At 69.6% G+C, this 21,031-nt stretch carries 20 protein-coding genes and 2 pseudogenes; 12 read left to right on the top strand and 10 right to left on the bottom strand.

Annotated features, from left to right (window positions below; translation table 11 throughout):
• Positions 1–73: 73 nt before the first annotated feature.
• A pseudogene (locus tag ACFFQA_RS10045) lies at positions 74–238 on the top strand (LacI family DNA-binding transcriptional regulator); the annotation flags it as partial.
• An 83-nt stretch (positions 239–321) separates the two neighbouring features.
• On the opposite strand, the gene ACFFQA_RS10040 reads toward ACFFQA_RS10045, so the two are convergent.
• Both ACFFQA_RS10040 and ACFFQA_RS10035 read right to left on the bottom strand, forming a co-directional pair.
• Positions 322–516: a hypothetical protein gene (locus ACFFQA_RS10040; protein WP_377851701.1), complete on the bottom strand. Its 195-nt coding sequence runs from the start codon at positions 514–516 to the stop codon at positions 322–324.
• A gap of 9 nt (positions 517–525) precedes the next feature.
• Complete coding sequence (locus tag ACFFQA_RS10035) at positions 526–1,680, bottom strand: epoxide hydrolase family protein (RefSeq protein ID WP_377851476.1); 1,155 nt, start codon at positions 1,678–1,680, stop codon at positions 526–528.
• A gap of 62 nt (positions 1,681–1,742) precedes the next feature.
• Between ACFFQA_RS10035 and ACFFQA_RS10030 the strand changes: the two genes are divergently transcribed.
• On the top strand, positions 1,743–2,711 hold the full coding sequence (locus ACFFQA_RS10030) for a helix-turn-helix transcriptional regulator (protein WP_377851474.1): 969 nt from the start codon (positions 1,743–1,745) through the stop codon (positions 2,709–2,711).
• 3 nt (positions 2,712–2,714) lie between these two features.
• Here the strand turns inward: ACFFQA_RS10030 and ACFFQA_RS10025 are convergent, their stop codons facing one another.
• The 6 genes and pseudogenes from ACFFQA_RS10025 to ACFFQA_RS10000 form a co-directional block, all read right to left on the bottom strand.
• Positions 2,715–3,074 (bottom strand): dihydrofolate reductase family protein, encoded by a 360-nt coding sequence (locus ACFFQA_RS10025; RefSeq protein WP_377851473.1) that lies wholly within the window; start codon positions 3,072–3,074, stop codon positions 2,715–2,717.
• A gap of 550 nt (positions 3,075–3,624) precedes the next feature.
• On the bottom strand, positions 3,625–3,879 hold the full coding sequence (locus tag ACFFQA_RS10020; RefSeq protein WP_377851472.1) for a hypothetical protein: 255 nt from the start codon (positions 3,877–3,879) through the stop codon (positions 3,625–3,627).
• 84 nt (positions 3,880–3,963) lie between these two features.
• Positions 3,964–4,184, bottom strand: a pseudogene (locus tag ACFFQA_RS10015) (IS5/IS1182 family transposase); the annotation flags it as partial.
• A gap of 508 nt (positions 4,185–4,692) precedes the next feature.
• Complete coding sequence (locus ACFFQA_RS10010; RefSeq protein WP_377851471.1) at positions 4,693–5,112, bottom strand: lipocalin-like domain-containing protein; 420 nt, start codon at positions 5,110–5,112, stop codon at positions 4,693–4,695.
• 127 nt (positions 5,113–5,239) lie between these two features.
• Positions 5,240–6,283, bottom strand: coding sequence for a helix-turn-helix domain-containing protein (locus ACFFQA_RS10005; protein WP_377851470.1), 1,044 nt, complete (start codon positions 6,281–6,283; stop codon positions 5,240–5,242).
• A 74-nt stretch (positions 6,284–6,357) separates the two neighbouring features.
• Positions 6,358–6,759, bottom strand: coding sequence for a hypothetical protein (locus ACFFQA_RS10000; protein WP_377851469.1), 402 nt, complete (start codon positions 6,757–6,759; stop codon positions 6,358–6,360).
• A gap of 266 nt (positions 6,760–7,025) precedes the next feature.
• On the opposite strand from ACFFQA_RS10000, the gene ACFFQA_RS09995 reads away from it, so the two are divergent.
• The 8 genes from ACFFQA_RS09995 (at position 7,026) to ACFFQA_RS09960 (ending at position 15,285) form a co-directional block, all read left to right on the top strand.
• Positions 7,026–7,163 (top strand): hypothetical protein, encoded by a 138-nt coding sequence (locus ACFFQA_RS09995; protein ID WP_377851468.1) that lies wholly within the window; start codon positions 7,026–7,028, stop codon positions 7,161–7,163.
• Entirely contained in the window at positions 7,160–7,261 is a 102-nt protein-coding gene (gene kdpF, locus ACFFQA_RS09990; RefSeq protein ID WP_112263152.1) for a K(+)-transporting ATPase subunit F, read from the top strand. Before ACFFQA_RS09995 ends, kdpF begins: the two co-directional genes overlap by 4 nt.
• Positions 7,261–8,883 carry a potassium-transporting ATPase subunit KdpA gene (gene kdpA / locus ACFFQA_RS09985; RefSeq protein WP_377851467.1) on the top strand — a complete coding sequence of 541 codons (1,623 nt, stop codon included), beginning with the start codon at positions 7,261–7,263 and terminating at the stop codon, positions 8,881–8,883. Before kdpF ends, kdpA begins: the two co-directional genes overlap by 1 nt.
• The gene (gene kdpB, locus ACFFQA_RS09980) at positions 8,880–10,943 is read left to right on the top strand and encodes a potassium-transporting ATPase subunit KdpB (RefSeq protein WP_377851466.1); all 2,064 of its coding nucleotides are present in this window, start codon (positions 8,880–8,882) and stop codon (positions 10,941–10,943) included. Before kdpA ends, kdpB begins: the two co-directional genes overlap by 4 nt.
• A gap of 7 nt (positions 10,944–10,950) precedes the next feature.
• Positions 10,951–11,493 carry a potassium-transporting ATPase subunit C gene (locus tag ACFFQA_RS09975; RefSeq protein ID WP_377851465.1) on the top strand — a complete coding sequence of 181 codons (543 nt, stop codon included), beginning with the start codon at positions 10,951–10,953 and terminating at the stop codon, positions 11,491–11,493.
• Positions 11,490–14,093: a DUF4118 domain-containing protein gene (locus ACFFQA_RS09970; protein ID WP_377851464.1), complete on the top strand. Its 2,604-nt coding sequence runs from the start codon at positions 11,490–11,492 to the stop codon at positions 14,091–14,093. Before ACFFQA_RS09975 ends, ACFFQA_RS09970 begins: the two co-directional genes overlap by 4 nt.
• Positions 14,090–14,767 carry a response regulator gene (locus tag ACFFQA_RS09965; protein ID WP_377851463.1) on the top strand — a complete coding sequence of 226 codons (678 nt, stop codon included), beginning with the start codon at positions 14,090–14,092 and terminating at the stop codon, positions 14,765–14,767. The genes ACFFQA_RS09970 and ACFFQA_RS09965 overlap by 4 nt, the downstream gene beginning before the upstream one ends.
• Before the next feature lie 89 nt (positions 14,768–14,856).
• Positions 14,857–15,285 (top strand): hypothetical protein, encoded by a 429-nt coding sequence (locus ACFFQA_RS09960; protein ID WP_377851462.1) that lies wholly within the window; start codon positions 14,857–14,859, stop codon positions 15,283–15,285.
• A gap of 127 nt (positions 15,286–15,412) precedes the next feature.
• On the opposite strand, the gene ACFFQA_RS09955 is transcribed toward ACFFQA_RS09960, so the two are convergent.
• Positions 15,413–17,014: a phytoene desaturase family protein gene (locus ACFFQA_RS09955; protein WP_377851461.1), complete on the bottom strand. Its 1,602-nt coding sequence runs from the start codon at positions 17,012–17,014 to the stop codon at positions 15,413–15,415.
• A gap of 139 nt (positions 17,015–17,153) precedes the next feature.
• Positions 17,154–18,842, bottom strand: coding sequence for a polyprenyl diphosphate synthase (uppS, locus tag ACFFQA_RS09950; RefSeq protein WP_377851460.1), 1,689 nt, complete (start codon positions 18,840–18,842; stop codon positions 17,154–17,156).
• A 218-nt stretch (positions 18,843–19,060) separates the two neighbouring features.
• Here uppS and ACFFQA_RS09945 point away from each other — a divergent pair, with 218 nt between their 5' ends.
• Entirely contained in the window at positions 19,061–19,678 is a 618-nt protein-coding gene (locus tag ACFFQA_RS09945; RefSeq protein ID WP_377851459.1) for an ABC transporter ATP-binding protein, read from the top strand.
• A 1-nt stretch (position 19,679) separates the two neighbouring features.
• Positions 19,680–20,462: an ABC transporter permease gene (locus tag ACFFQA_RS09940; RefSeq protein WP_377851457.1), complete on the top strand. Its 783-nt coding sequence runs from the start codon at positions 19,680–19,682 to the stop codon at positions 20,460–20,462.
• The last annotated feature ends 569 nt before the right edge of the window (positions 20,463–21,031 follow it).

The following is a 21,031-nucleotide window of genomic DNA, read 5'->3' as shown; positions in this document are numbered from 1 at the left end:
TCGCGAGGTCACCTGCGACTTCTCAAGCTCACTTGAGAGCGGACGGTGCGGCTTGCTGGCGGACGGGCGGGCGATGAGCATGCCGTCGCCCGCCCGGAGTAGGTCGACCAGCCGAGATGTGGCACGGGAAGCCGGCGTCTCGCAAACGACGGTGTCGCTGATCCTGTGGGGTGCCGGCACCGGCAGGGTGTCCCCGGCGACCGCACAACGCGTGTTCGAAGCCGTTGAGGCGCTCGGCTACCGGCCCAACGAGGCGCGCCGGTCCCTGCGCGGCGCACCGTCACGCCTGATCGGGCTGGTCGTCCAGGGCGTGACCGATTCCTACATCTCCATGGTCCTGCGCGGCGCGGCCGACTCGGCCTGGACCTCCAGGCACGTGATCGGCCTCGTCGGGGGCGGGGAGCCGACGGGCTCGCCGAAGGGTCCCCGCGCGCCGGGCACCTGCTGGCCCGGCGCGCGGTCGTCGCGCGTGATCTGCTTGAGCCGCGACGGGTCTCCGAAGGGCTTGACGGCCACTGTGGACAGTCAGGGGCTCGGCGGTGCGAAGAACGCCTTGATGTCGGCGCTGAGCAGGTCGGGGACTTCCATGGCGGGGAAGTGCCCACCGCGGTCGAACTCCGACCAGTGCTCGACGTGCCCGGCGGGGTCGACCAGGGACCGGATGGTGTCGTCGCCGGCGAAGACGGCGTAGCCGGTGCGGGCGGCGGGTGGTGCGCTCGCGTGGTCCTGCTGTGCGGCCGCCATCTGCCGGTAGACCTGCATGCCTTCGTAGACCGCGTGGGCGGAGGAGGCGCCGGCCCCGGTGAACCAGAAGACGCTGACGGCGGTGAGCAGCCGGTCCCGGGAGACGGCGTCGTCGGGCAGTTCGGCGGCGGGATCGGTCCACTCGCGGAACTTCTCGACGATCCACGCCAGCTGGCCGACGGGGGAGTCGTTGAGGGAGTAGGCCAGGGTCTGCGGGCGGGTGGCCTGGAGGTGGAGGTAGCCGAGCCCGTCCTGCTGGACGTGGTTGAAGTGCTCGGCGCGGCGCCGGTCGGCCTCGTCCAGCCCGGCGGTGTCGATGGGCGGGCCGAAGGGCATCGCGGGCGAGGTGCCGGTGAGGTGCACGCCGAGCACACGGCCGGGGGCGACCATCGGCAGCAGGAGTGAGACGCCGGAGCCCGCGTCCGTGCCGTGCGCGGCGTAGCGGTCGTAGCCGAGCCGTCGCATCAGCTCGTCCCAGGCGCTCGCGACGCGGAAGAGGTTTCCCCATCCCGAGTCGGCAACAGGTGTGGAGAAGCCGTAGCCGGGCAGGGTCGGGACGACGAGGTGGAAGTCCGCGCTGAGCGGTTCGAGCACGTCCAGGAACTCCACGAAGCTGCTGGGCCAGCCGTGGGTCAGCACCAGCGGGGTGGCGTCGGGCCGGGCGGAGCGCACGTGCAGGAAGTGGATGTCCTGGCCGTCGATGGTGGTGACGAACTGCGGGATCTCGTTGAGCGCGGCCTCCTGCGCGCGCCAGTCGAAGCCGGTGCCCCAGTACTCCGCCAGGTCGCGGAGGTAGCTCGTGGGCACGCCGCGGCTCCAGTCCTCGCCGGAGGGGTGCTGCGGCCAGCGGGCGCGGGCGAGTCGGTCGCGGAGGTCGGCGAGGTCGGCGTCGGAGACCTCGATGCGGAAGGGGCGGATCTCGGTGTTCGTGGTCATGAGGCCAAGCTAGAGGCGATTGCGGCAAGGATCGTTCCGCGATCGAGCGCATACTTCTCGCCATGACGACCGCCGCCCGGCTCCTCCGCCTGCTCGGCCTGTTGCAGCAGCCCCGCGACTGGACGGGAGCCCAGCTCGCCGAACGGCTGGGCGTCTCGGCCCGGACGATCCGCAACGACATCGAGCGCCTGCGGTCGCTGGACTACCCGGTGGCGGCCACCCCGGGCGTCGCAGGGGGCTACCGGCTCGGCGCGGGGGCGGCGCTGCCGCCGCTGCTGCTCGACGACGAGGAGGCGATCGCGACCGCGGTGAGCCTGCGTCTGTCCGCCGGTGCCGGTGTGTCCGGGATGGCGGAGTCCTCGCTACGCGCGCTGGCCAAACTGGAACGGATGCTGCCGAGCAGGCTGCGCGAGCGGGTGTCGGTGGTGCACGGCGCGACGCTGTCGATCCCGCGCACCGGCCCGGTGATCGACAGCGAAGTGCTGACCACCATCGCATCGGCGATCCGCGCGGGCGAGACGCTGCGCTTCGACTACCGCTCCTTCGACGGGACCCCGAGCAGGCGCGTCGCCGAACCGCATCGGCTCGTGCACACGCGAGGGCGTTGGTACCTCGTCGCGTGGGACACCGACCGGCGTGACTGGCGGATGTTCCGCGCCGACCGGATCAGCCCGCGCAGCCCCAACGGTTCCCGTTTCCCCGCGCGCGAGGCACCGGGAGGTGACCTGGCCGGGTACGTCGAGCGGAGCCTGGGCGCGGCGGTGTGGCGCTACCGCGTGACGGTCACGGTGCACGCCTCCGTCGAGCACGTCGCCGCGCGGCTGCCGGAGTGGGTCGTGGTGGAACCGGTCGACAACACGAGCTGCCGCATCGTCGTCGGCTCCGACAACCCCGGGATGCTCGCGTTGTGGCTGGGCATGCTCGACGCGGACTTCGACTTCGACCGCGCCGCCCACCCAGAGCTGGCCGATCAGATCGCTCGGGTGGCGGCGCGGTTCCACCGCGTGGTGGGGCCGAGCGACGGGGAATGAGGCTCACGCAGGACTGGTGCCACTGACCGCGTAGCGCACGACCACGACGTCGGAACCCTCGTGAGTGCTGGTGCTCAGCAGCCGCAACGGGGCCGCTGCGCCGCCGACCACGCCGGGGCCCAGCACGAAGTGGACCTCGTCGACGATCCCGGCGGTGAACAGGTCGTTCCACACCGTCCGGCTGCCGAAGACCAGGATGGCCTTTCCCTTGCCCCGCTTGAGTTCCGCGACCTGCTCGCGGGCCCGGTCCCGTGGCACGACCGTGGTCGTGTCCCGGCAGGCACCGGTGTGCTCCTCCGAGAGCGTGTCGGAGACAACCACCTTCTCGATCGCCGCGTTGAGCGGGGAGATCTCCCGCTCCACCGGGGGAGCTGCCTCATCGGCGGCCAGTGGTCGCGGAACAGCCGGAAGGTGTTCGCCCCGAGCAGCAGGGTGCTCGCCGCCCGGAGCGACGCGAGGTTGTGCGCGTCGAACCCGGGGTCCAGCGGCATGGCCATGAAGTTCCCGCCCGGCCCCTCGTGGCAGCCGTCGCATGGCAGCTCTCCTCGTGGGTGTTGGCCCTGTCACCCGTTGAGAGACGCCGCCGGGCGCGAACTCGTCGGTCCGCGCGAAACTCCTCCGGCAGGCCGAACCGGGGGCGCAGATCCGGGTCGAGGAAGCTGGCGATCTCCGTGACAACTCCGGACGAGATATCCGGATGCCCCAGGTGAGGGCGATCAGGTGACAGCCCGGCGAAATCCGGTGCACATCAACGGGGTTTCCCGGTGACGATCAGCGCCGCGGGTCGACGTACCGCAGTTCGCGTGGCCCAAGTGCGTCGAGGGGGACGCCAAGAAACGCCCCAGCGAACAGGCCGCTGAGGCGTTTCCCGCCGGTATGGCGAGGAGGAAGTGCTCGGTCCGCGAAGGCGATGTCAGGGGTAGAAGTACTCCGCGAGGTAGTAACCCGGCCGGTCAATGTCCGCCAGGCAGGCGGTTTCACCGTGACCCGGTTCGTGCATGAGGATGGCCCTCGCGTTTTTGCACTCGTAGAGGCCCTCCTGGTTGAGCGGCCAAGGACCCTTCAGGTAGACCCAACCAGCAGCGGCGTTCGCGGAACCGCTGAAGGCGACAGCACAGGAGAGCACGGCCGCCCCGGTGAGAACCGCGGAGAAGAAGGTCTTTTTCACGGTCGGAAGATTAGCGAAGGGCTCCGAACTCAACCACCCTTTCGAAAGCCTTCAAAAGGGTCCTGACAATGGAGCTAGGGGCCGCCGCCGGTATCCGGTAAGGCAGGCGAGGGTGCGTTCGATAACCCAGCGGTGTGGCCCAGTTTGTCGAAGGAGTCGATGCTCTTGTGGACGACGCGCACGGTGATGCCCCGCTCGCGCAGCCAGGTACGGAGGTCACGGACATCGCAGGCCTTGTCGGCATGCGGTTTGCCGGGTTCGCGGCGGCGGGGCCCACGGCGGGAGCGGACACGGGGGATCGCGGTGAACACCACCCGCAGCTCGGTCGCCGACCGCCCCATCACCCCGCCCACACTGCCTCGCGCGGGCGGGACCAACGGCATGACCAGTGCCCACACCTCTTCGGGCACCAGCCGCCGCGACAACTCATCCACGACCGAAAGTCATGCCCAAGCACCACACGAGGCACGCTCTCACTGCTGGAATCGTCCACGCGGCGGCGGGATGCGGCAGGGCAGACCGGGATGCGCCTGGCGTTCGAACAACCATCCATCGCGCCGTTCGATGTCGGTTGCGCGCGCCGCGGAGATCGCGTCAGGACACCGCTCACCACCGATCAGCCCGGGGACGACGCCTCGGTCAGGACCCTGTTGCCGTAGAAGAAGATCCAGGTGCCGGAGGTGTGGAACAGCAGCGGCGGGCAAGACCTTCGCGAGGGCGTCAACGTGGGCTCCGGAGAAGCCTGACGTGGCCTGACGCCGCGAAAGCAGTCCACAAAGGACATTCTACCGCCCGACGGGAGGCGGCGCGCGGTTACCCAGTTTTCCTGACCCTGCGCCACACCAGGGTGGACCGCTTGCCGTCCACCGCGGGCGTGCGCAGGGTCAGCAGGTCCCCGTCCAGCTCCGGCTCGCGCCACTGCTCGGTGCCCACCCAGTTCGGGAAGGAGCTGATCTCGATGTGGTGGAGCACCTTGTCCCCGGTGAACTCGTAGCGGCCCGCGTAGCTGAAGTAGGTCTCCATCGCTGCGGACTTCTCCTCGGTGCTGCCCGCGCGCTGGCTGGTCCCCGCGAAGTGCGGGCGCCCGCTGTAGCTCAGGTGCACCGACATCCAGCCGTCCTCGGTGTAGACCAGCACGCCAGCGGGGTCCTCGCCCATGGGGTGGAACACCACGGCCCCCTGCTCGTCGTGCACGGCGAAGGACTCCAACCGCCAGGTTCCTGCGACCGACACGAGTCACTCCTGTCCAACGGGGACCGCGCGCAGGTCCGTGCCCTCGTCCTCGCCAACGTAGCCGTCCGCGGCCAGGGCCGACACGTCGGGCACCAGCCGCCGCGCCGACTTCGGCCATGGTGCCGACTCACGGCGAGCGGTACGCGGCGAGCAGGTTCCGCCCCAACGGGGTCAGGGCATGCAGTACCGCAGTTCCTGTTCGGACCGTCGCGACGAGACCCGCTTTGCGAAGGGCGCCGGCGTGGTAGCTCGCCGTGCTCACTGAAAGCCCGACGGCGGCGCTGAGCTCCGTGGTCGTGCAACAGTGTTCGATCATCCGCAGGACTTCCGCACGCGTCCTTCCCAGCAGCGCGCCGAGCTCGGGTCGTGCGGCCTCGCCCCCGGGCACCGGGGTACGCGCGATCGGGTAGACGAGCACCGGGGGCAGGTCGGGGTCCGCGAGCAGAGTCGGGAACCCCACGCAGAAGTAGGACGGGATGAGGCGAAGTCCTCTGCCTTCCAGGTGGAGATCACCGGTGACGTGCTCGCCCCCCACCTCCAGTACATGGCCGTCCCAGCGAAGACACGGGTTCAACGTGGACAGCGCGGCACCGATGCCGCCGTCGAGCACCGTCCTTGCCCGACGAGTGCGATCGCGCTCGAAATCGAGCTCGATACGCGGCCAGACCGACCGGATCGCGCAGTCGTGGAAAGCGGCCAGGGAGGCACCGAAATCCCGGAAGACGTCGTCACGTTCGGCGAGCACGCGCATCCAGCCGGGCATCGCCCCGCCGCCCACCACCCTGGCGAGTTCGGCGCGACGCCGGGCGACGGGAGTGCGCACCAACGCCTCAAGTCCCTCGTCGAACCCGGCGGCGGCCTCGGCCGGTGTCAGAAAATCCGGCGAGTACCCCAGCGGGGGCGCCAGGAGCAGAAGGCTCCGCGTCATCCGATCCGTGTCGGTTTCCCTGCGCCACCGGTCGATCATCGGCGGCCCGCCCCGGCTTTGCAGCGCATGCAGCCCGAGCAGCGTCTCCCAGAGTGGATCCGGGGAAGCCGCGAAGCTGGTTCGAGCGATATCAGCACGGGTGAAATGTATTCGCAACACGAGAGAAAACCTTCTTGGGACTGCGATGCTGTCGCAGGAAAAAGGCAATGGTTGAGCGGCGGCCGAGTCGATGAGTCGGATCATGTGGACGCGTGTCGTGAATCAGCAGCTGTTCTCGGCGGGCCGGTGCCGGATGAGCTTTCGCGCCCGGTTCCCCGTCAGGCCGCGATCCACTTCTCGATCAGCTCGCCCCAGCGGCGGTCGTCGGTGGTCTCCATGAATTCCTTGCGGTCGATCAGCAGGTAGATCTCGTCGTCGGCCAGTTCGAGGATCAGCGGTTTGCCCGCATTGAGCAGGCCGCCGATGAACCGGCCGTACAGTTCGGTGAACTCCACGCGGACCGTCTTGATGTCTCCCGGGCGCAGGACGAGGTCGCCGGCGTCACCCCAGTCGCCGAGGACCAGTCGATCAGGGTGCAGCGCGATCTCGCCCCGGCGCTGGAAGAGAGCCTTCTGGCTGACGCCTCCCGCGAGTTTGTCCGCTCCGGTCCTGCGGGCGAGGATGTCCGCGGTCTGGCCGATGTAAGTACCTGTGGCCAGCATGTTCTCGGTGTTGCTCATGGCCCCAGCCTTGCTGGCACGGGGTCGCGCGCACATCGTTCGAAGGTACGTCGTCGTGGAACTTTGGATGGCAACCGATGTCATCTTTTGTAGATCATGACGTCGTGCCCCGGTGCGCGCGCAGCGCATCTTGGGTCACGCCCGGGTGACGCGCACGACATGGGCCAGCCTGAGCCATCAACAGCGCGTAAAGGACCCGGCCAGGGGTATCAGGGATGCGTCAGGGCACCCGGAATCGCCGGTTTCCTCCTGCACCCTTTCCGGCGATGGCGCCCGCCGACGACAGGCAGGCGGTTCGAGATGGGGAAGGGAGCACGCCAATGGCCGACCTGGCCTACGCGGTGCTGCTGATCGGTGTGTTCCTGCTGCTGGCGCTGTGCGTGCGCGGACTGGAGCGGCTGTGAGCGGCACGGGTCTGGTGGCGAACGCCGTCGGCGGCGTGATCGCGCTGCTGTTGATCGTCTACTTGTTCATCGCGTTGATCAGGCCGGAGAAGTTCTGATGTCATCCACTGTGGCCGGTCTGCTGCAGGTCGGTCTGCTCGTCCTCGCCTTGGCCGTGGTGTACCGGCCGTTCGGCGACTACATGGCGCGCGTGTACACCGGGACCAAGCACAGCCGCGTGGAGCGCGCTATCTACCGCGTGGCGCGCATCGACCCGGAGTCAGAACAGCGCTGGGGCACCTACGCACTGGGCGTACTGGGTTTCTCCTTCATGGGTGTTGCGGTGCTGTACGTGTTGCAGCGCATCCAGCCGTTGCTGCCGTTCGCCTTCGACCGCGGCGCGGTGGAGCCGGGGATGGCGTTCAACACTGCCGTCAGCTTCGTGACCAACACGAACTGGCAGTCCTACGTCCCGGAGACCGTTCTGGGGCACACCGTCCAGATGGCTGGTTTGACGGTGCAGAACTTCGTCTCCGGCGCGGTGGGCATGGCCGTGGCCGTCGCGCTGGTGCGCGGCTTCGTCCGCAGCAAGGCCGACCGGCTGGGCAACTTCTGGGTCGACCTGGTGCGCGGCACCATCCGCATCCTGCTGCCGATCGCGTTCGTGTTCGCGATCGTGCTGGTCGCCACCGGCGTGGTGATGAGCCTGAAGGCCGGTGTGAGCGTCGACGGGCAGACCGTGGCCACGGCGCCGGTCGCCAGCCAGGAGGCCATCAAGGAGCTGGGCACCAACGGCGGTGGCGTGCTCAACGCCAACTCCGCGCACCCGTTCGAGAACCCCAACGCGTGGTCGAACCTGATCGAGATCTTCCTGATCCTGGTGATCCCGGTGTCGCTGACCCGGACCTTCGGCACGATGGTCGGCGACCGCAAGCAGGGCCACGTCCTGCTGGGCGTCATGGGCGCACTGTGGGCGGCCATGCTCGCGGTGATCTGGACCGCCGAGGCGAACGGCCTGCGTCCGTTGGAGGGCAAGGAGGTCCGCTTCGGGATCCCCTCATCGGCGTTGTTCGCCAACTCCACGACGGGCACCTCGACGGGCGCGGTGAACGCGATGCACGACAGCTTCACCGGCCTCGGTGGCGGCGGGGCGCTGCTCAACATGCTCTTCGGCGAGATGACTCCCGGCGGTGTGGGCACCGGTCTCTACAGCATCCTGGTGATGGCGGTCATCGCGATGTTCCTGGCGGGCCTGATGGTCGGCCGCACGCCCGAGTACCTCGGCAAGAAGCTGGGCCGCAAGGAGGTCACCGCCGCAGCGGTGTCGATCCTGGCCATGCCGACCGTGTTGCTGGTCGGCGCGGGGGTCTCGGCGGTCCTGCCCAGCACCGGCGCGGCGCTGAACAACCCCGGCTCGCACGGCCTGTCGGAGATCCTCTACGCCTACGCGTCGGCGTCGAACAACAACGGCAGCGCCTTCGCGGGCATCACGGTCACCAACGACTGGTTCCAGGCATCGCTGGGCGTGTGCATGGCGCTCGGCCGGTTCGTGCCGATCGTCGCCGTGCTCGCCCTTGCCGGGTTCCTCGCGGAACAGAAGAAGGTCCCGGTCACCGCGGGCACGCTGCCCACGACGGGACCGCTGTTCGGCTCGTTGCTGGCGGGCAGCATCGTGCTGGTCGCCGCGCTGACCTTCGTCCCCGCTCTCGCCCTCGGTCCTATTGCGGAGGCACTGCTGTGACCACCACGCAACGTCCACAGCGGACTCCTGACGAGATCCGCCGCCGCCACGCGGAGAACCTGGGACACCAGGTCGCCGCCGGCGTGTTCAACCCCAAGCAGCTGCTGACGTCGTTGCCGGACGCGCTGCGCAAGTTCAACCCCCGCCACCAACTGCGCAACCCGGTCATGTTCGTGGTCTGGGTGGGGTCGCTGCTGGTCACCGTGTTCGCGATCGGTGAGCCGAACGGCTTCACCGTCGGCGTGGCGGTGTGGTTGTGGTTCACCGTGCTGTTCGCCAACCTCGCCGAGGCTGTCGCCGAGGGTCGCGGCAAGGCGCAGGCGGAGTCGCTGCGCCGGACGAAGAAGGAGTCCGTCGCGCGCCGCCTCACCGAGAACGGGGGAGAGGAGCTCGTCCCCGGGACCGAGCTGCGCCTCGGCGACCTGGTGGTCGTGGAGGCGGGTGAGGTGGTCCCCGGCGACGGTGACGTGGTCGAGGGCATCGCGACCGTGGACGAGTCGGCGATCACCGGCGAGTCCGCTCCGGTCATCCGGGAGTCCGGCGGCGACCGGTCCGCGGTCACCGGCGGCACCACGGTGCTCTCCGACCGGATCGTCGTGAAGATCACCACCAAGCCCGGTGAGTCCTTTGTGGACCGGATGATCGCGCTGGTCGAGGGCGCGGAGCGGCAGAAGACGCCGAACGAGATCGCCCTGACCATCCTGCTGTCCACGCTGACGGTCATCTTCCTGCTGGCCGTGGTCGCGCTGCAGCCGTTCGCGATCTACTCCGGCGGCGAGCAGTCGGTGATCGTGCTGACCGCGTTGCTGGTCTGCTTGATCCCGACCACCATCGGCGCGCTGCTGTCGGCGATCGGCATCGCGGGCATGGACCGCCTGGTGCAGCGCAACGTGCTGGCCAAGTCCGGCCGCGCGGTCGAGGCCGCCGGTGACATCGACACGTTGTTGCTGGACAAGACCGGCACCATCACCTGGGGCAACCGCAGGGCCACCGGGTTCACCCCGGTCGACGGCACAGACGCCGAGACCCTGGTCGACGCGGTGCGGCTGTCCAGCCTCGCCGACGGCACGCCCGAGGGCCGCAGCATCGTCGAGCTGTGCGCCGAGCGCTACGGCCGCTCCGTCGAGGCGACCGATCACGAGAAGACCGGTGAGTTCGTGCCGTTCACCGCGCAGACCCGCATGTCCGGCATCGACCTCGACGGCAGGCGCATCCGCAAGGGCGCAGCCAGTGGCTTCACCGTCTCCGACGAGGCGCAGCGGATCGTCGACGAGATCAGTGCGCAGGGCGGCACGCCGCTCGTGGTGGCCGAGAACGGCCACGTGCTCGGGGTGATCCGGCTCTCCGACGTGGTCAAGCCGGGCATGAAGGAGCGCTTCGCCCAGCTGCGCGCGATGGGGATTCGCACGGTCATGGTGACCGGGGACAACCCGTTGACCGCCAAGGCGATCGCGGCCGAGGCGGGTGTGGACGACGTCCTCGCCGAGGCCAAGCCCGAGGACAAGATGGCCCTGATCCGCAAGGAGCAGGAGGGCGGCAAGCTCGTCGCGATGACCGGTGACGGCACCAACGACGCTCCCGCGCTGGCCCAGTCCGACGTCGGCGTCGCCATGAACACCGGGACCTCGGCCGCCAAGGAGGCCGGGAACATGGTGGACCTGGACTCCGACCCGACGAAGCTGATCGAGATCGTGGAGATCGGCAAGCAGCTGCTGATCACGCGGGGCGCGCTGACCACGTTCAGCGTGGCCAACGACCTGGCGAAGTACTTCGCGATCCTGCCTGCGATGTTCGCCGCGATCTACCCGCAGCTGGGGCTGCTCAACATCATGGGGCTGGCAACGCCGCGGTCGGCGGTCCTGTCGGCGGTGGTCTTCAACGCGCTGATCATCGTGGTGCTGATCCCGTTGGCGCTGCGCGGGGTGCGGTACAAGCCCTCCAGCGCGGCGGCGCTGTTGCGGCGCAACCTGCTGGTCTACGGCCTCGGGGGCATCGTGACCCCGTTCGCCGGGATCTGGCTGATCGACCTGCTGGTGCGACTGATCCCCGGAATCGGGTGAGGACAAGGTGACGAACTTCCTCAAGCAGGCCATGGCCGGACTGCGCGTCCTGCTGGTCCTGACGGTGATCACCGGGGTGCTGTACCCGGCGGCGGTGTGGGGCGTGTCCCGGCTGCCCGGCCTGCACGCCAACGCCGAAGCGGCCGACACCACGCTCGTGGGCATCGACCGGGAGGGCGACCAGTGGTTCCACACCCGGCCGTCCGCGGCCACGCTGCCCGCCTCCGGCGCGTCGAACAAGAGCGAGCTCAACCCCGACTACGACAAGGTCGTCGCCGACCGCCGGGCCGCCGTCGCCCAGCGGGAGAGCGTCTCACCGGACCGGGTGCCGCTGGACGCGGTCACCGCGTCGGCCTCCGGCCTCGACCCGCACATCAGCCCGGCCTACGCCGAGCTCCAGGTGCCCCGGGTGGCCCGGGCGACCGGGCTCGGTGAGCAGCGGGTGCGCGAGCTGGTCGCCGCGCACACCCAGGGCCGCGCCGCCGGGTTCCTCGGCGAGCCGGGGGTCAACGTGACCGCGCTCAACCGGGCCCTGGAGGCAGTCAGGTGAGTGATCCCTCGGGGCCGCCCCAGGCAGGCAGCCGCAAGCGCAGGCGCGGCGAGCTGAGGATCTACCTGGGCGCGGCCCCCGGGGTCGGCAAGACCTTCGCGATGCTGGGCGAGGCCCACCGCCGTCGCGAACGCGGCACCGACGTGGTCATCGGGCTGGTCGAGACCCACGGCAGGCAGAAGACCGCTCAGCTCGTCGAGGGCCTGGAGGTCCTCCCGCCGCGCCGGGTCGAGCACCGGGGCGTCGAGTTCACCGAGATGGACGTCGACGCCCTGCTGGCCCGCCGGCCGCAGGTCGCCGTCGTCGACGAGTTGGCGCACACCAACGTGCCCGGCTCCCGCAACGCCAAGCGCTGGCAGGACGTCGAGGAGCTCCTCGACGCCGGGATCGACGTGCTGGCCACGGTCAACGTCCAGCACCTGGAGTCCCTCAACGACGTCGTCGAGCGCATCACCGGCGTCCATCAGCTGGAGACCCTGCCCGACGAGGTGGTGCGCCGGGCCGAACAGGTCGAGCTGGTCGACATCACCCCCGAAGCACTGCGGCGCAGGCTCGCGCACGGCAACGTCTACGCCGCGCACAGGATCGACGCCGCGCTGGGCAACTACTTCCGCGTCGGCAACCTGACGGCACTGCGCGAGCTGGCGCTGCTGTGGGTGGCCGACCAGGTCGACGTCGCGTTGCAGCGCTACCGCTCCGAACAGCGGATCACCGACACCTGGGAAGCACGCGAACGCGTCGTCGTCGCGATCACCGGCGGCCCGGAGAGCGAGGCGCTGATCCGCCGTGCGCGGCGCATCGCCAAGCGCGCCGGAGCGGAGCTGCTGGTCGTGCACATCCTGCGCGGTGACGGGTTGGCGGGCGCCCCATCCGGGGTGATGGCGACCTTCCGCACGATCGCCGAGGACGTGGGGGCGAGCTTCCACACCGTGGTCGGCGACGACGTGCCGACCGCGCTGCTGGAGTTCGCCCGGGGGGTCAACGCCACCCAGCTCGTCCTGGGCACCTCCCGCCGCCCCCGGCTGGCCCGGGTGTTCGACGAGGGCATCGGCGCGGCGGTCATCCAGGCGTCCGGGCCGATCGACGTGCACATGGTCACCCACGACGAAGCCCAGCGCGGCCCGCGCTGGCGCGCACTCAGCCAGCCGCTGTCCCTGACGCGCAGGACACTCGGCTGGGTGCTCGCGGTGCTGCTGCCCGCGGCGGTCACGGGCCTGGGCCTGGTGACCCGCAAGGACGTCACGTTCGCCACCGACCTCGTCGGCTTCTTCCTGGCGACAGTGGCCGTCGCCCTGATCGGAGGTCTCGGCCCCGCGCTCGTCGCCGCGTTGCTCGGAGCGGGCCTGCTGAACTACTTCTTCACCCCGCCCTACCTCAGTCTCGCGGTGGCGACCCCGGAGAACGTCATCACCCTGGTCGCGATGGTGGCCGTCGCCGTGCTCGTCGCCCTGGTCGTCGACCGCGCGGCGCGGATGTCCGTGCAGGCTGCCCGCGCCCGGACCGAGGCCGAGCTGCTGGCCTCCTACGCGCGCACGGTCCTCACCAGCCCGCACCCGTTGGCGCGCCTGTTGCAGAAGGTGCGGGAGAACTTCGCGCTGGAGTCGGTCGCCCTGCTCGAACGCCAGGACGAGCAGTGGCGCCGGGTCGCCTGCGTCGGTCCGAAGCCGTGCGACGAACCCGACGAGGCCGACGTCGACGTGCCGGTCACCGCCGACGTGCACCTCGCCCTGCGCGGACGCGCGCTACCCGCCGGTGACCAACGCGTGCTCGAAGCGGCGGCGGGCCAGGCCCTGATGGCCCTGCGCCAGCAGCGCATGGCCGCCGAGACCGCGGAAGCGCGGCGCAGGGCCGAGACCACCGAGCTGCGCACTTCCCTGCTCGCTGCCGTCGGTCACGACCTCCGCACCCCGCTGACCTCCATCAAGGCGTCGATAGGAAGCTTGCGGGACACCGAGCTCAGACTGTCCGAAGAGGACACCAGTGAGCTGCTGGAGACGATCGAGGTCTCCGCCGACCGGTTGACCGGGCTGGTCGACAACCTGCTCGACTCCTCCCGGTTGGCCACCGGCGCGGTGGTACCCCGGCTGCACCCAGTCGGTTACGACGAGGCCGTCGCGCGGGCGCTGGCCGGGCTCGACGAGCGCCGCCTCCTGTCGGTCGACGTCGCCGAGACGCTGCCACCCGTGCTCGCCGACGTGGGGCTGCTGGAACGCGTCATCGCCAACGTCATCGACAACGCGCTGCGGCACGGCAGGCTCACTCCGCGCCGCGTGCTCGACGTGGACGGCGACGGCACCATCGCCGCCGACGAGCCGGAGATCGCCATCCGCGCCAGCACCTACGGCGCCCACGTGGAACTGCGGGTGGTCGACCACGGCCCCGGCCTGCCGAAGAACACCGCCGCCTCGGTGTTCGCCCCGTTCCAACGCCTCAGCGACCGCGACAACGCCCCCGGAGTCGGGCTCGGCCTCAGCGTCGCCAAGGGGTTCACCGAGGCGATGGGCGGCACCATCAGCGCCGAGGACACCCCCGGCGGCGGCCTCACCATCGTCATCGCGCTGCCCGCGGCAGCCCGCACCGATCAGGCGGCACAGGCATGACCACCGTGCTCATCGTCGACGACGAACCACAGATCCTCCGCGCACTGCGCATCAACCTCAACGCCCGCGGCTACGACGTCCTCACGGCGGGAGACGGCGCCACCGCACTCAAGGAGGCCGCACTCGGCAAACCTGATCTCGTCGTGCTCGACCTCGGGCTGCCCGACATGGACGGCACCGAAGTGATCGCCGGACTGCGCGGCTGGAGCCCGGTGCCCATCGTCGTGCTGTCAGCGCGCTCGGACTCCGCGGGCAAGGTCCGCGCGCTCGACGCCGGAGCCGACGACTACGTCACCAAGCCCTTCGGCATGGACGAGCTGCTCGCCCGGCTCCGCGCGGCCCTCCGGCGCTCGGCCACCCGCGACACCGGCGAGCCCCTGGTGCGGACCGCGTCGTTCACGATCGACCTGGCGGCGAAGAAGGTCCACCGCGACGGTCGCGAGGTCCACCTGACACCGACCGAGTGGGGAGTGCTGGAGATCCTCGCCCGCAGCAACGGCAAGCTCGTCACGCAGAAACAGCTCCTGCGCGAGGTGTGGGGAGAGCGCTACACCACCGAGACCCACTACCTCCGGGTGTACCTGGCGCAGCTGCGCCGCAAGCTCGAACCCGAACCGTCCAACCCACGCCACCTGCTGACCGAGCCCGGCATGGGCTACCGCTTCGAGTCCTGACGTCAAGGACGCGTCAAGAAACCCGTTGTGCTTGTCCAGACCGCGCAAGGACGCTTCGACGATTCGCGGCAACGGCGTGTACTGCAGACATGCCTGTCCCACCGCCGGTCCTTCCCGGGGCGTTCGCCTTCCCGGCCGGTGTGGCCGGAGGCGTGGTCGCGACCGCCCTGGTGGTCGCGAGCGGCGCGACCGGCCAGCCGGTCCTGTCCCTTATCGCGATGGTTGCGGTCGTCGACACCATCGCGATGGTGTCGACGATGCGCGCCACGCTGGCCACGGCCGTTGTCTGCTGGGCCCTGCACGCGGGATTCGCGCTCGGCCACCACGGCGAGCTCGCGTTCACCGCGCAATCGGGTGAAGGCGCGCTCGTCCTCGCCTTCTGCGCGCTGACCGCGCTGGCGTTCGCAGCGGCACTCCGGGGCGTCCGAACGCCACTGCACGAACGTTCCCCTAGCCCCGATACGCCGGTCATTCCCGCGCAGCGGCGCTCCAGTCCTCGGACACACTCCCACACGTGATCAGGTTGCGCCCGGATGCACCAGGTCTACAGCACTCGCTGGACCGGCTCTGCCGTGCGCTGGCTGATCCGACCCGGTGCCGCGTCCTGCTCCCGGTGTCGCCGCACCGCAGTCGCTGCAAGAACTTTTAGTGATGTGCCACAGGGCATTCCGGCTGGCGGATGCGCCGTGGCGCTGTGCGGGTGAGGTTGCGCCAGATGCTTGCCGGGAGCGTCGGGGCGGGGTCACGGGGTGGGATCCAGGATGGGGGCGGGGTTCGGCCGAGGTCGTCGAGGATGCGTTCAGCGCATTCCATGGCGCTGTCGGCGGCGAGCTCGGTGCCCACACCTCTACCGCCCGCGCCGCAGCCGGCGAGGTAGAGGCCATCGACAGGGGTTGCGACGGATGGGCGGTGTTTGCCGACTTGTCGTGGGGTTTGGCCGGTGGAGATGGCTGGGCCGTACTGCTTGCCGATCCAGTGTTCCATCCAGCTGGTGGTGGTGCGGTCGACGAAGAGGATGTGGTCGTCGATGCCGGGCACGATCCGTCGCATGGCATTCATCAGTGCGTCGTCCCATGCGCGCGGCGACGCGGAGAGCTCGATATCCGTTGTGGGGGCGGGCATGCACACGGTCAACAGCTGATGTCCCGGGGGCGCGAGCGAGGCGTCGAAGTTGGTCGGCACGGGGCAGTAGAACGGGATGACGTCTGGTATCTCCCCCATTGCGATGGAGTCCGCCATCGAGGTGAGCATCGTGGCATCGGCGCGCAGCGGGTCAATGGAGTCACTGACGGCGCCGACGAGACAGCCGGCGTCGACGAGCTTCGTGTTCAGTGCGATCTTCGCCTGGATGGCGATCATCGAACCGGTGATGCCTTTGGCGTTGTCGACGAAGTCGGGTGGCAGCGTGGCCGGATCGCACAGCCGCAGCGCGGTGGTGCGCACGCTGGAGGTGGAGACCACGATGTCGGCGTCCAGCCGGGTGCCGTCGAGTAGTTCGACACCGTGGACACGTCCGTCGTGGACGAGGATGCGCTTCACCCCTGCGCCGGTGCGGATGTCGGCGCCCAGTTCCTCGGCGATGCGACAGTAGGTGGTCGGTACCGCTTTCGAACCGCCTTTGGCGTAGGAGAGGCTGTTGTCCAGCAGCCCTCGCCGAAGGCAGTGCAGACCTTCTCCTGCGGAGACGTCGCGGGGCGGCAGGACGAAGCCGAGTCCTGCGAGGAAGTAGAACGCGTTGGCGATCGTGGAGTTGTCGGTGTAGCTACTGACGAATTCCTCCAGATCGCGGTACAGCCAGGCGTCGGTGAACCTGTCGTCGGCGGTGGCGGTGCGCGCCAGGAGCCGCATTCCCTGGGCGACGGCCCGAGGAGACAGCCCGCATTCCCGGATGAGCCGAAGTGCGAAGGGGGGCAAGCGCCATGCCGAAGAGGGGACGGTGAGCGATCGGTAGCCGGGGCGTGGTCCTGCCCAACGGAGTTCGAAGACGTCGGGATGGCGTCGGAACTCGACGGCGGAAGGGCGTTCCACCCGCTTCAGGACCTGCCCGAGCGGACCGCGTTCCCCGCGGGGGAAGACATGTGTGCCGAAGTCGATCCGGAAGCCGTGTTTTTCATAGCCGGCACAGGAACCGCCGAGGTAGCGGTTCTTCTCCAGCAGGGTCACCCGGAGTCCGGCGTGCGTCAGCAACGCGGCCAACGCGGAACCGCCGATCCCCGCTCCGACCACGATCACATGAGCCTTGGTCACCGCGAGACGGTAACGCGCACACGGAACTCGCCTGCGGTTCGGTCGATCGGATGATCATTGTCTTCTGGTGGGCGCATCGACCGTCCACAACGGACTGAGCTCGGCACGCGTCGCCGTTGACCGGAGAGTGGTGTGCTGCTCATGGTGTTGCCGTGTGGAGTTCGCTGCCGCCGAAGCGGCGTCGGCGTCCGGAGTACTCGCGGATCGCTTCGAGGAGGTGTTCGCGGGTGAAGTCGGGCCACAGCACCGGGGTGAAGACGATCTCGGCGTAGGCGGTGTGCCAGGGCAGGAAGTTGCTGATCCGCTGTTCCCCGGAGGTGCGGATCAGCAGGTCGACATCGGGGAGGTCGGGGAGGTAGAACTGCCGCGCCAGGTCCGCTTCGTCGATCTCGCCAGCGCGTAGCAACCCGCTCTCGACGTCGGCGGCCAGCGCCCTGGCCGCGGTGACCATCTCGGCGCGCCCGCCGTAGTCCACACACAGGGTGAGGGTCAGTTTCGTGTTCCTCGCGGTGCGCCGCTCGGCGTCCTCCATCCTGGTGCGCAGCTCAGGTGATACGCGATCGCGCCTTCCGCACCAGCGCAGCCGGATACCTTGTTGGTGGAGCTGCTCCGTCTGGCTTTGCACGGCGTCGAGTAGCAGACTCATCAGCTCGTCCACCTCGCCGTCCGGGCGGGACCAGTTCTCGGTGGAGAACGCGAACATGCTGATGTTCGGCAGTCCCGTCTCCACCGCGGCGTCGATGAACCGCAGCATCGCCTCCTTGCCTCCGAGGTGCCCGGCCGCGGCGGGTTCTCCTCGGTTGGCGGCCCATCGCCGGTTCCCGTCCATGATCACCGCGACGTGGTCGGGCACCGATTCCGGTGTCTCGGGCAGCGGCGAGCGTCGACCGGTGACCCGGCGGCGCAGCAGGCGCGAGAGCCACGTGCGCCGCGTCGGCGCGGCCTCCTGTGCGACGGCGCCGCGCAGCACGGACAGGGAAGTCGGCAGCGACAGCCGGGGACCGCCGGCGAAGATCGCGGCCCCGCGCCGGGCGACCTCGGCCAGGCTGACTTCGAGCCCGAGGAAGCAGGCGCGTAGGAACGGCTCACTGGCGGGATGCACCAGCGAGGTCACCGGCCTGGCCTGGTCCAGCAGCGCACGGGCGCGGGCGACCTGGATCGCGACCAGGTCCTCCAGCGCGGCGCGATCGCCCCGCGAGTGGAGATCATCCGGGGACAGTCCGAGCCTCCGCAAGTCCTGCGCTGGGAGGTAGCAGCGACCACGGGCCAGGTCGAGGCGGAGGTCGAAGAGGACGTCGACGAGCTGGAACGCCTCGCCCAGCACCGACATCAGCCGTCCCGCGCGCGCCGCGTCGCCGGTCGGCTCCAGCATCGGTGAACACAGCTGCGACACCGTCCCCGACACGGCTCGCAGGTACCGCCGTTGGTCGGCTTCGGAGTCGATCCGCGGTGCTGCGGAGCCGTCACGGGTCAAGATGTCCAGGAGCTCTTCGAGCAGCGCCGTGTCCAAGTCCCACATCAGCACGGTGTGCACCAGCGCGCGCCGCATCGGGTGGTCGCTGTGGCCCTGCCGCAGCTCGTTGAGGGACTCAGCGCACCACCGCGCCATAGCTTCGGCGCGCTCAGCTGCCGGGCCCTCGTCAGCGACCCGGTCGGATCGCACCGCGAACGCGCCGATCGCGTACAGATGGGGGCGGGTCTGGGCAGGCAGGAGATCAACGGCGGCGGCCAGCGGTGACTGCACGGCGCGGAGTTCGCGTTCACACAACCGAAAGGACTCGCGCAACTCCGCTGAGTTGATACCGGCCAGGGCGAACGCTCGACTCACCTGGAGCCCCCTCCATCCGAGCCACTGCGGCAGTGGCGGGGCACCGGACGCTAGTCGAACGGCGCCGTCATCACATCGAGCTACCCGGAGGCCGACGGCACTCATCCGCTTTCCGCATCTCGAAACCGACTATTTCATCCATCCGAGTGATCAGGTCTGGAGGGATTGTGCCGACATAGGTCGGTGGGCGGTGGCGGACAGCGATGAGCGGGGGCGTCATGACTCTTTCCGTCACGGGGCTGCACCACGCCTACGGCAGGCGTCAGGTTCTGCGCGGTGTTTCCTTCCAGGTACCCGAAGGCGCCTTGGTCGGCGTGGTCGGAGAGAACGGCGCGGGCAAGACGACCCTGTTGCGCATCCTCTGCGGTGAACTGACGCCGACCGGCGGCGCGGTCGCCCATGACGGGCGCCTCGGCTACTGCCCGCAGCAGGCGGTGCTCAACGAGGCGTTCACCGTCGCCCAGCACCTGCGTTACTTCCAGGTCGCCTACGGCCTGCCCGACCTGCGGTACGCGCACGAGCTGATGGAGATCCTCAACTTCACCGACTACCTGCCCGAGCGCGTCGGCCATCTCAGTGGCGGCACCCGGCAGAAGCTCAACCTCACCCTCGCGGTGATGCACGACCCGGACGTCCTCCTGCTGGACGAGCCCTACCAGGGCTTCGACTGGGAGACCTACCTCCGGTTCTGGGACCTCGCCGCACAACTGCGCTCCCGCGGCCGATCCGCCCTGGTGATCTCCCACCTGGCCCACGACGCCGACCGGCTTGACCACCTCCACCACCTCCGCGCCGGCGTCCTGCGCCAGCCCGCCGCCGCGGCCGCGGGAGACTGAGATGTTCTGGACCCACTTCCGCACCGCGACCGGCATGGCCTTGCTCGAACACGCCCGCAACCGGCTCGCCCTGTGGCTGGTCGCCGCCTACGTCCCGGTCTGGATGGCCCTCGCCTACAGCGTCATCGCCGAGGCGCCGCTGCGGTTCTGGCTCCGCGGCCCAGGTGAAACCCTGATGGCCCAGGGAAACCAGCTCACCCAGATCTCCGGAGCGCTCAACGCGGTCACCCAGATCGTCGGGTTCATGATGTTCATGGTCACCTTCAAGGCCGGGGACTTCGACCGCCGCCTCGCCCTCGCCGGATACCCGCGCGGTCACCTCGTCGCCGCCAAGATCTGCGCGCTCATCGCCGCCGCCGCGGTCATCTCCGCCTACGCCACCGCCATCGTGGTGCTCTCCTGGCAACCCCAGCAGCCCTGGCTGCTCGGCGTCAGCGTGTTCACCGCCGCCCTCACCTACGGCGCGCTCGGCGTCATGCTCGGCGCCCTGCTCCGCGGCGAGCTGGAGGGCATGTTCCTGATCATCATGATCAGCATCATCGACCTCACCCTCCAGAACCCCATCCCCAACCCCGCCGCCGACAACGACTTCCTCCGTTTCCTTCCCGCCTACGGGGCAATGCAGTCCGCCACCGCCGCGGGTTTCTCCACCACCACCCCCACCTCCCACCTCCTGCTGGAACTGGGCTGGTTCACCGGACTCACCGCACTCAGCCTCGTCGTGTTCTTCCACCGCACCCGCGACCGCCGCGCAACGCCAATCCGGCCAGCCGTCGTGTCGTGACACGCGGTCGGGACCTGGCATTCGGCTCCCTCCACCGACCCCCGGACTCCGCTACTCGCTGCGCGGTCAACGCTCACGCCAGAACCAGGCCGGATCCCCTCGACCCACCACCGGTGGCCGTCCCCGCCCAGCGGCAGCGCCAGCTCCCCGGTGTCGTCGAACACTCCGGCGGCGGGTTTTTCCGGTGGTGTGGTGGTGGGTGGCAGGAGCCTGCCGGGCCACGGGTGGTCCACCGTGGCGTCGGTGTCGGTGGCCTCGCCCCATGGGGCCAGCCGCGAGGTGGGGGAGCAGGATGCCGTCGGGGCCGAGGACGCCTTGGACGCGGACCATCGCCCGTCCCGCGCGCTCGGCCGCGCTGGGAACGGTCCAACCGAACCAGATCGGCGAGCACCGCTTCGCGGCATGAGCGCGCGTCGGCTCCGCCTCGGTCCAGGCGCGTGATCGAATGATCGGATCGGTTCGCTGCGGTCGGGCGCGACCGGGGTGCCTTCCGGCAGGGTCGACAGCGAGAGGAGGCCTCGTGATCTCGGCACTCAACCGGCTTGTCGATCTGGTCGAGAAGCACCTGG

This window comes from Allokutzneria oryzae (genome assembly GCF_042429765.1).
Lineage (GTDB): Bacteria > Actinomycetota > Actinomycetes > Mycobacteriales > Pseudonocardiaceae > Allokutzneria > Allokutzneria oryzae.
The sequence above is the reverse complement of the archived record's forward strand: the minus strand, read 5'-3'. Positions and strand labels throughout refer to the sequence as shown.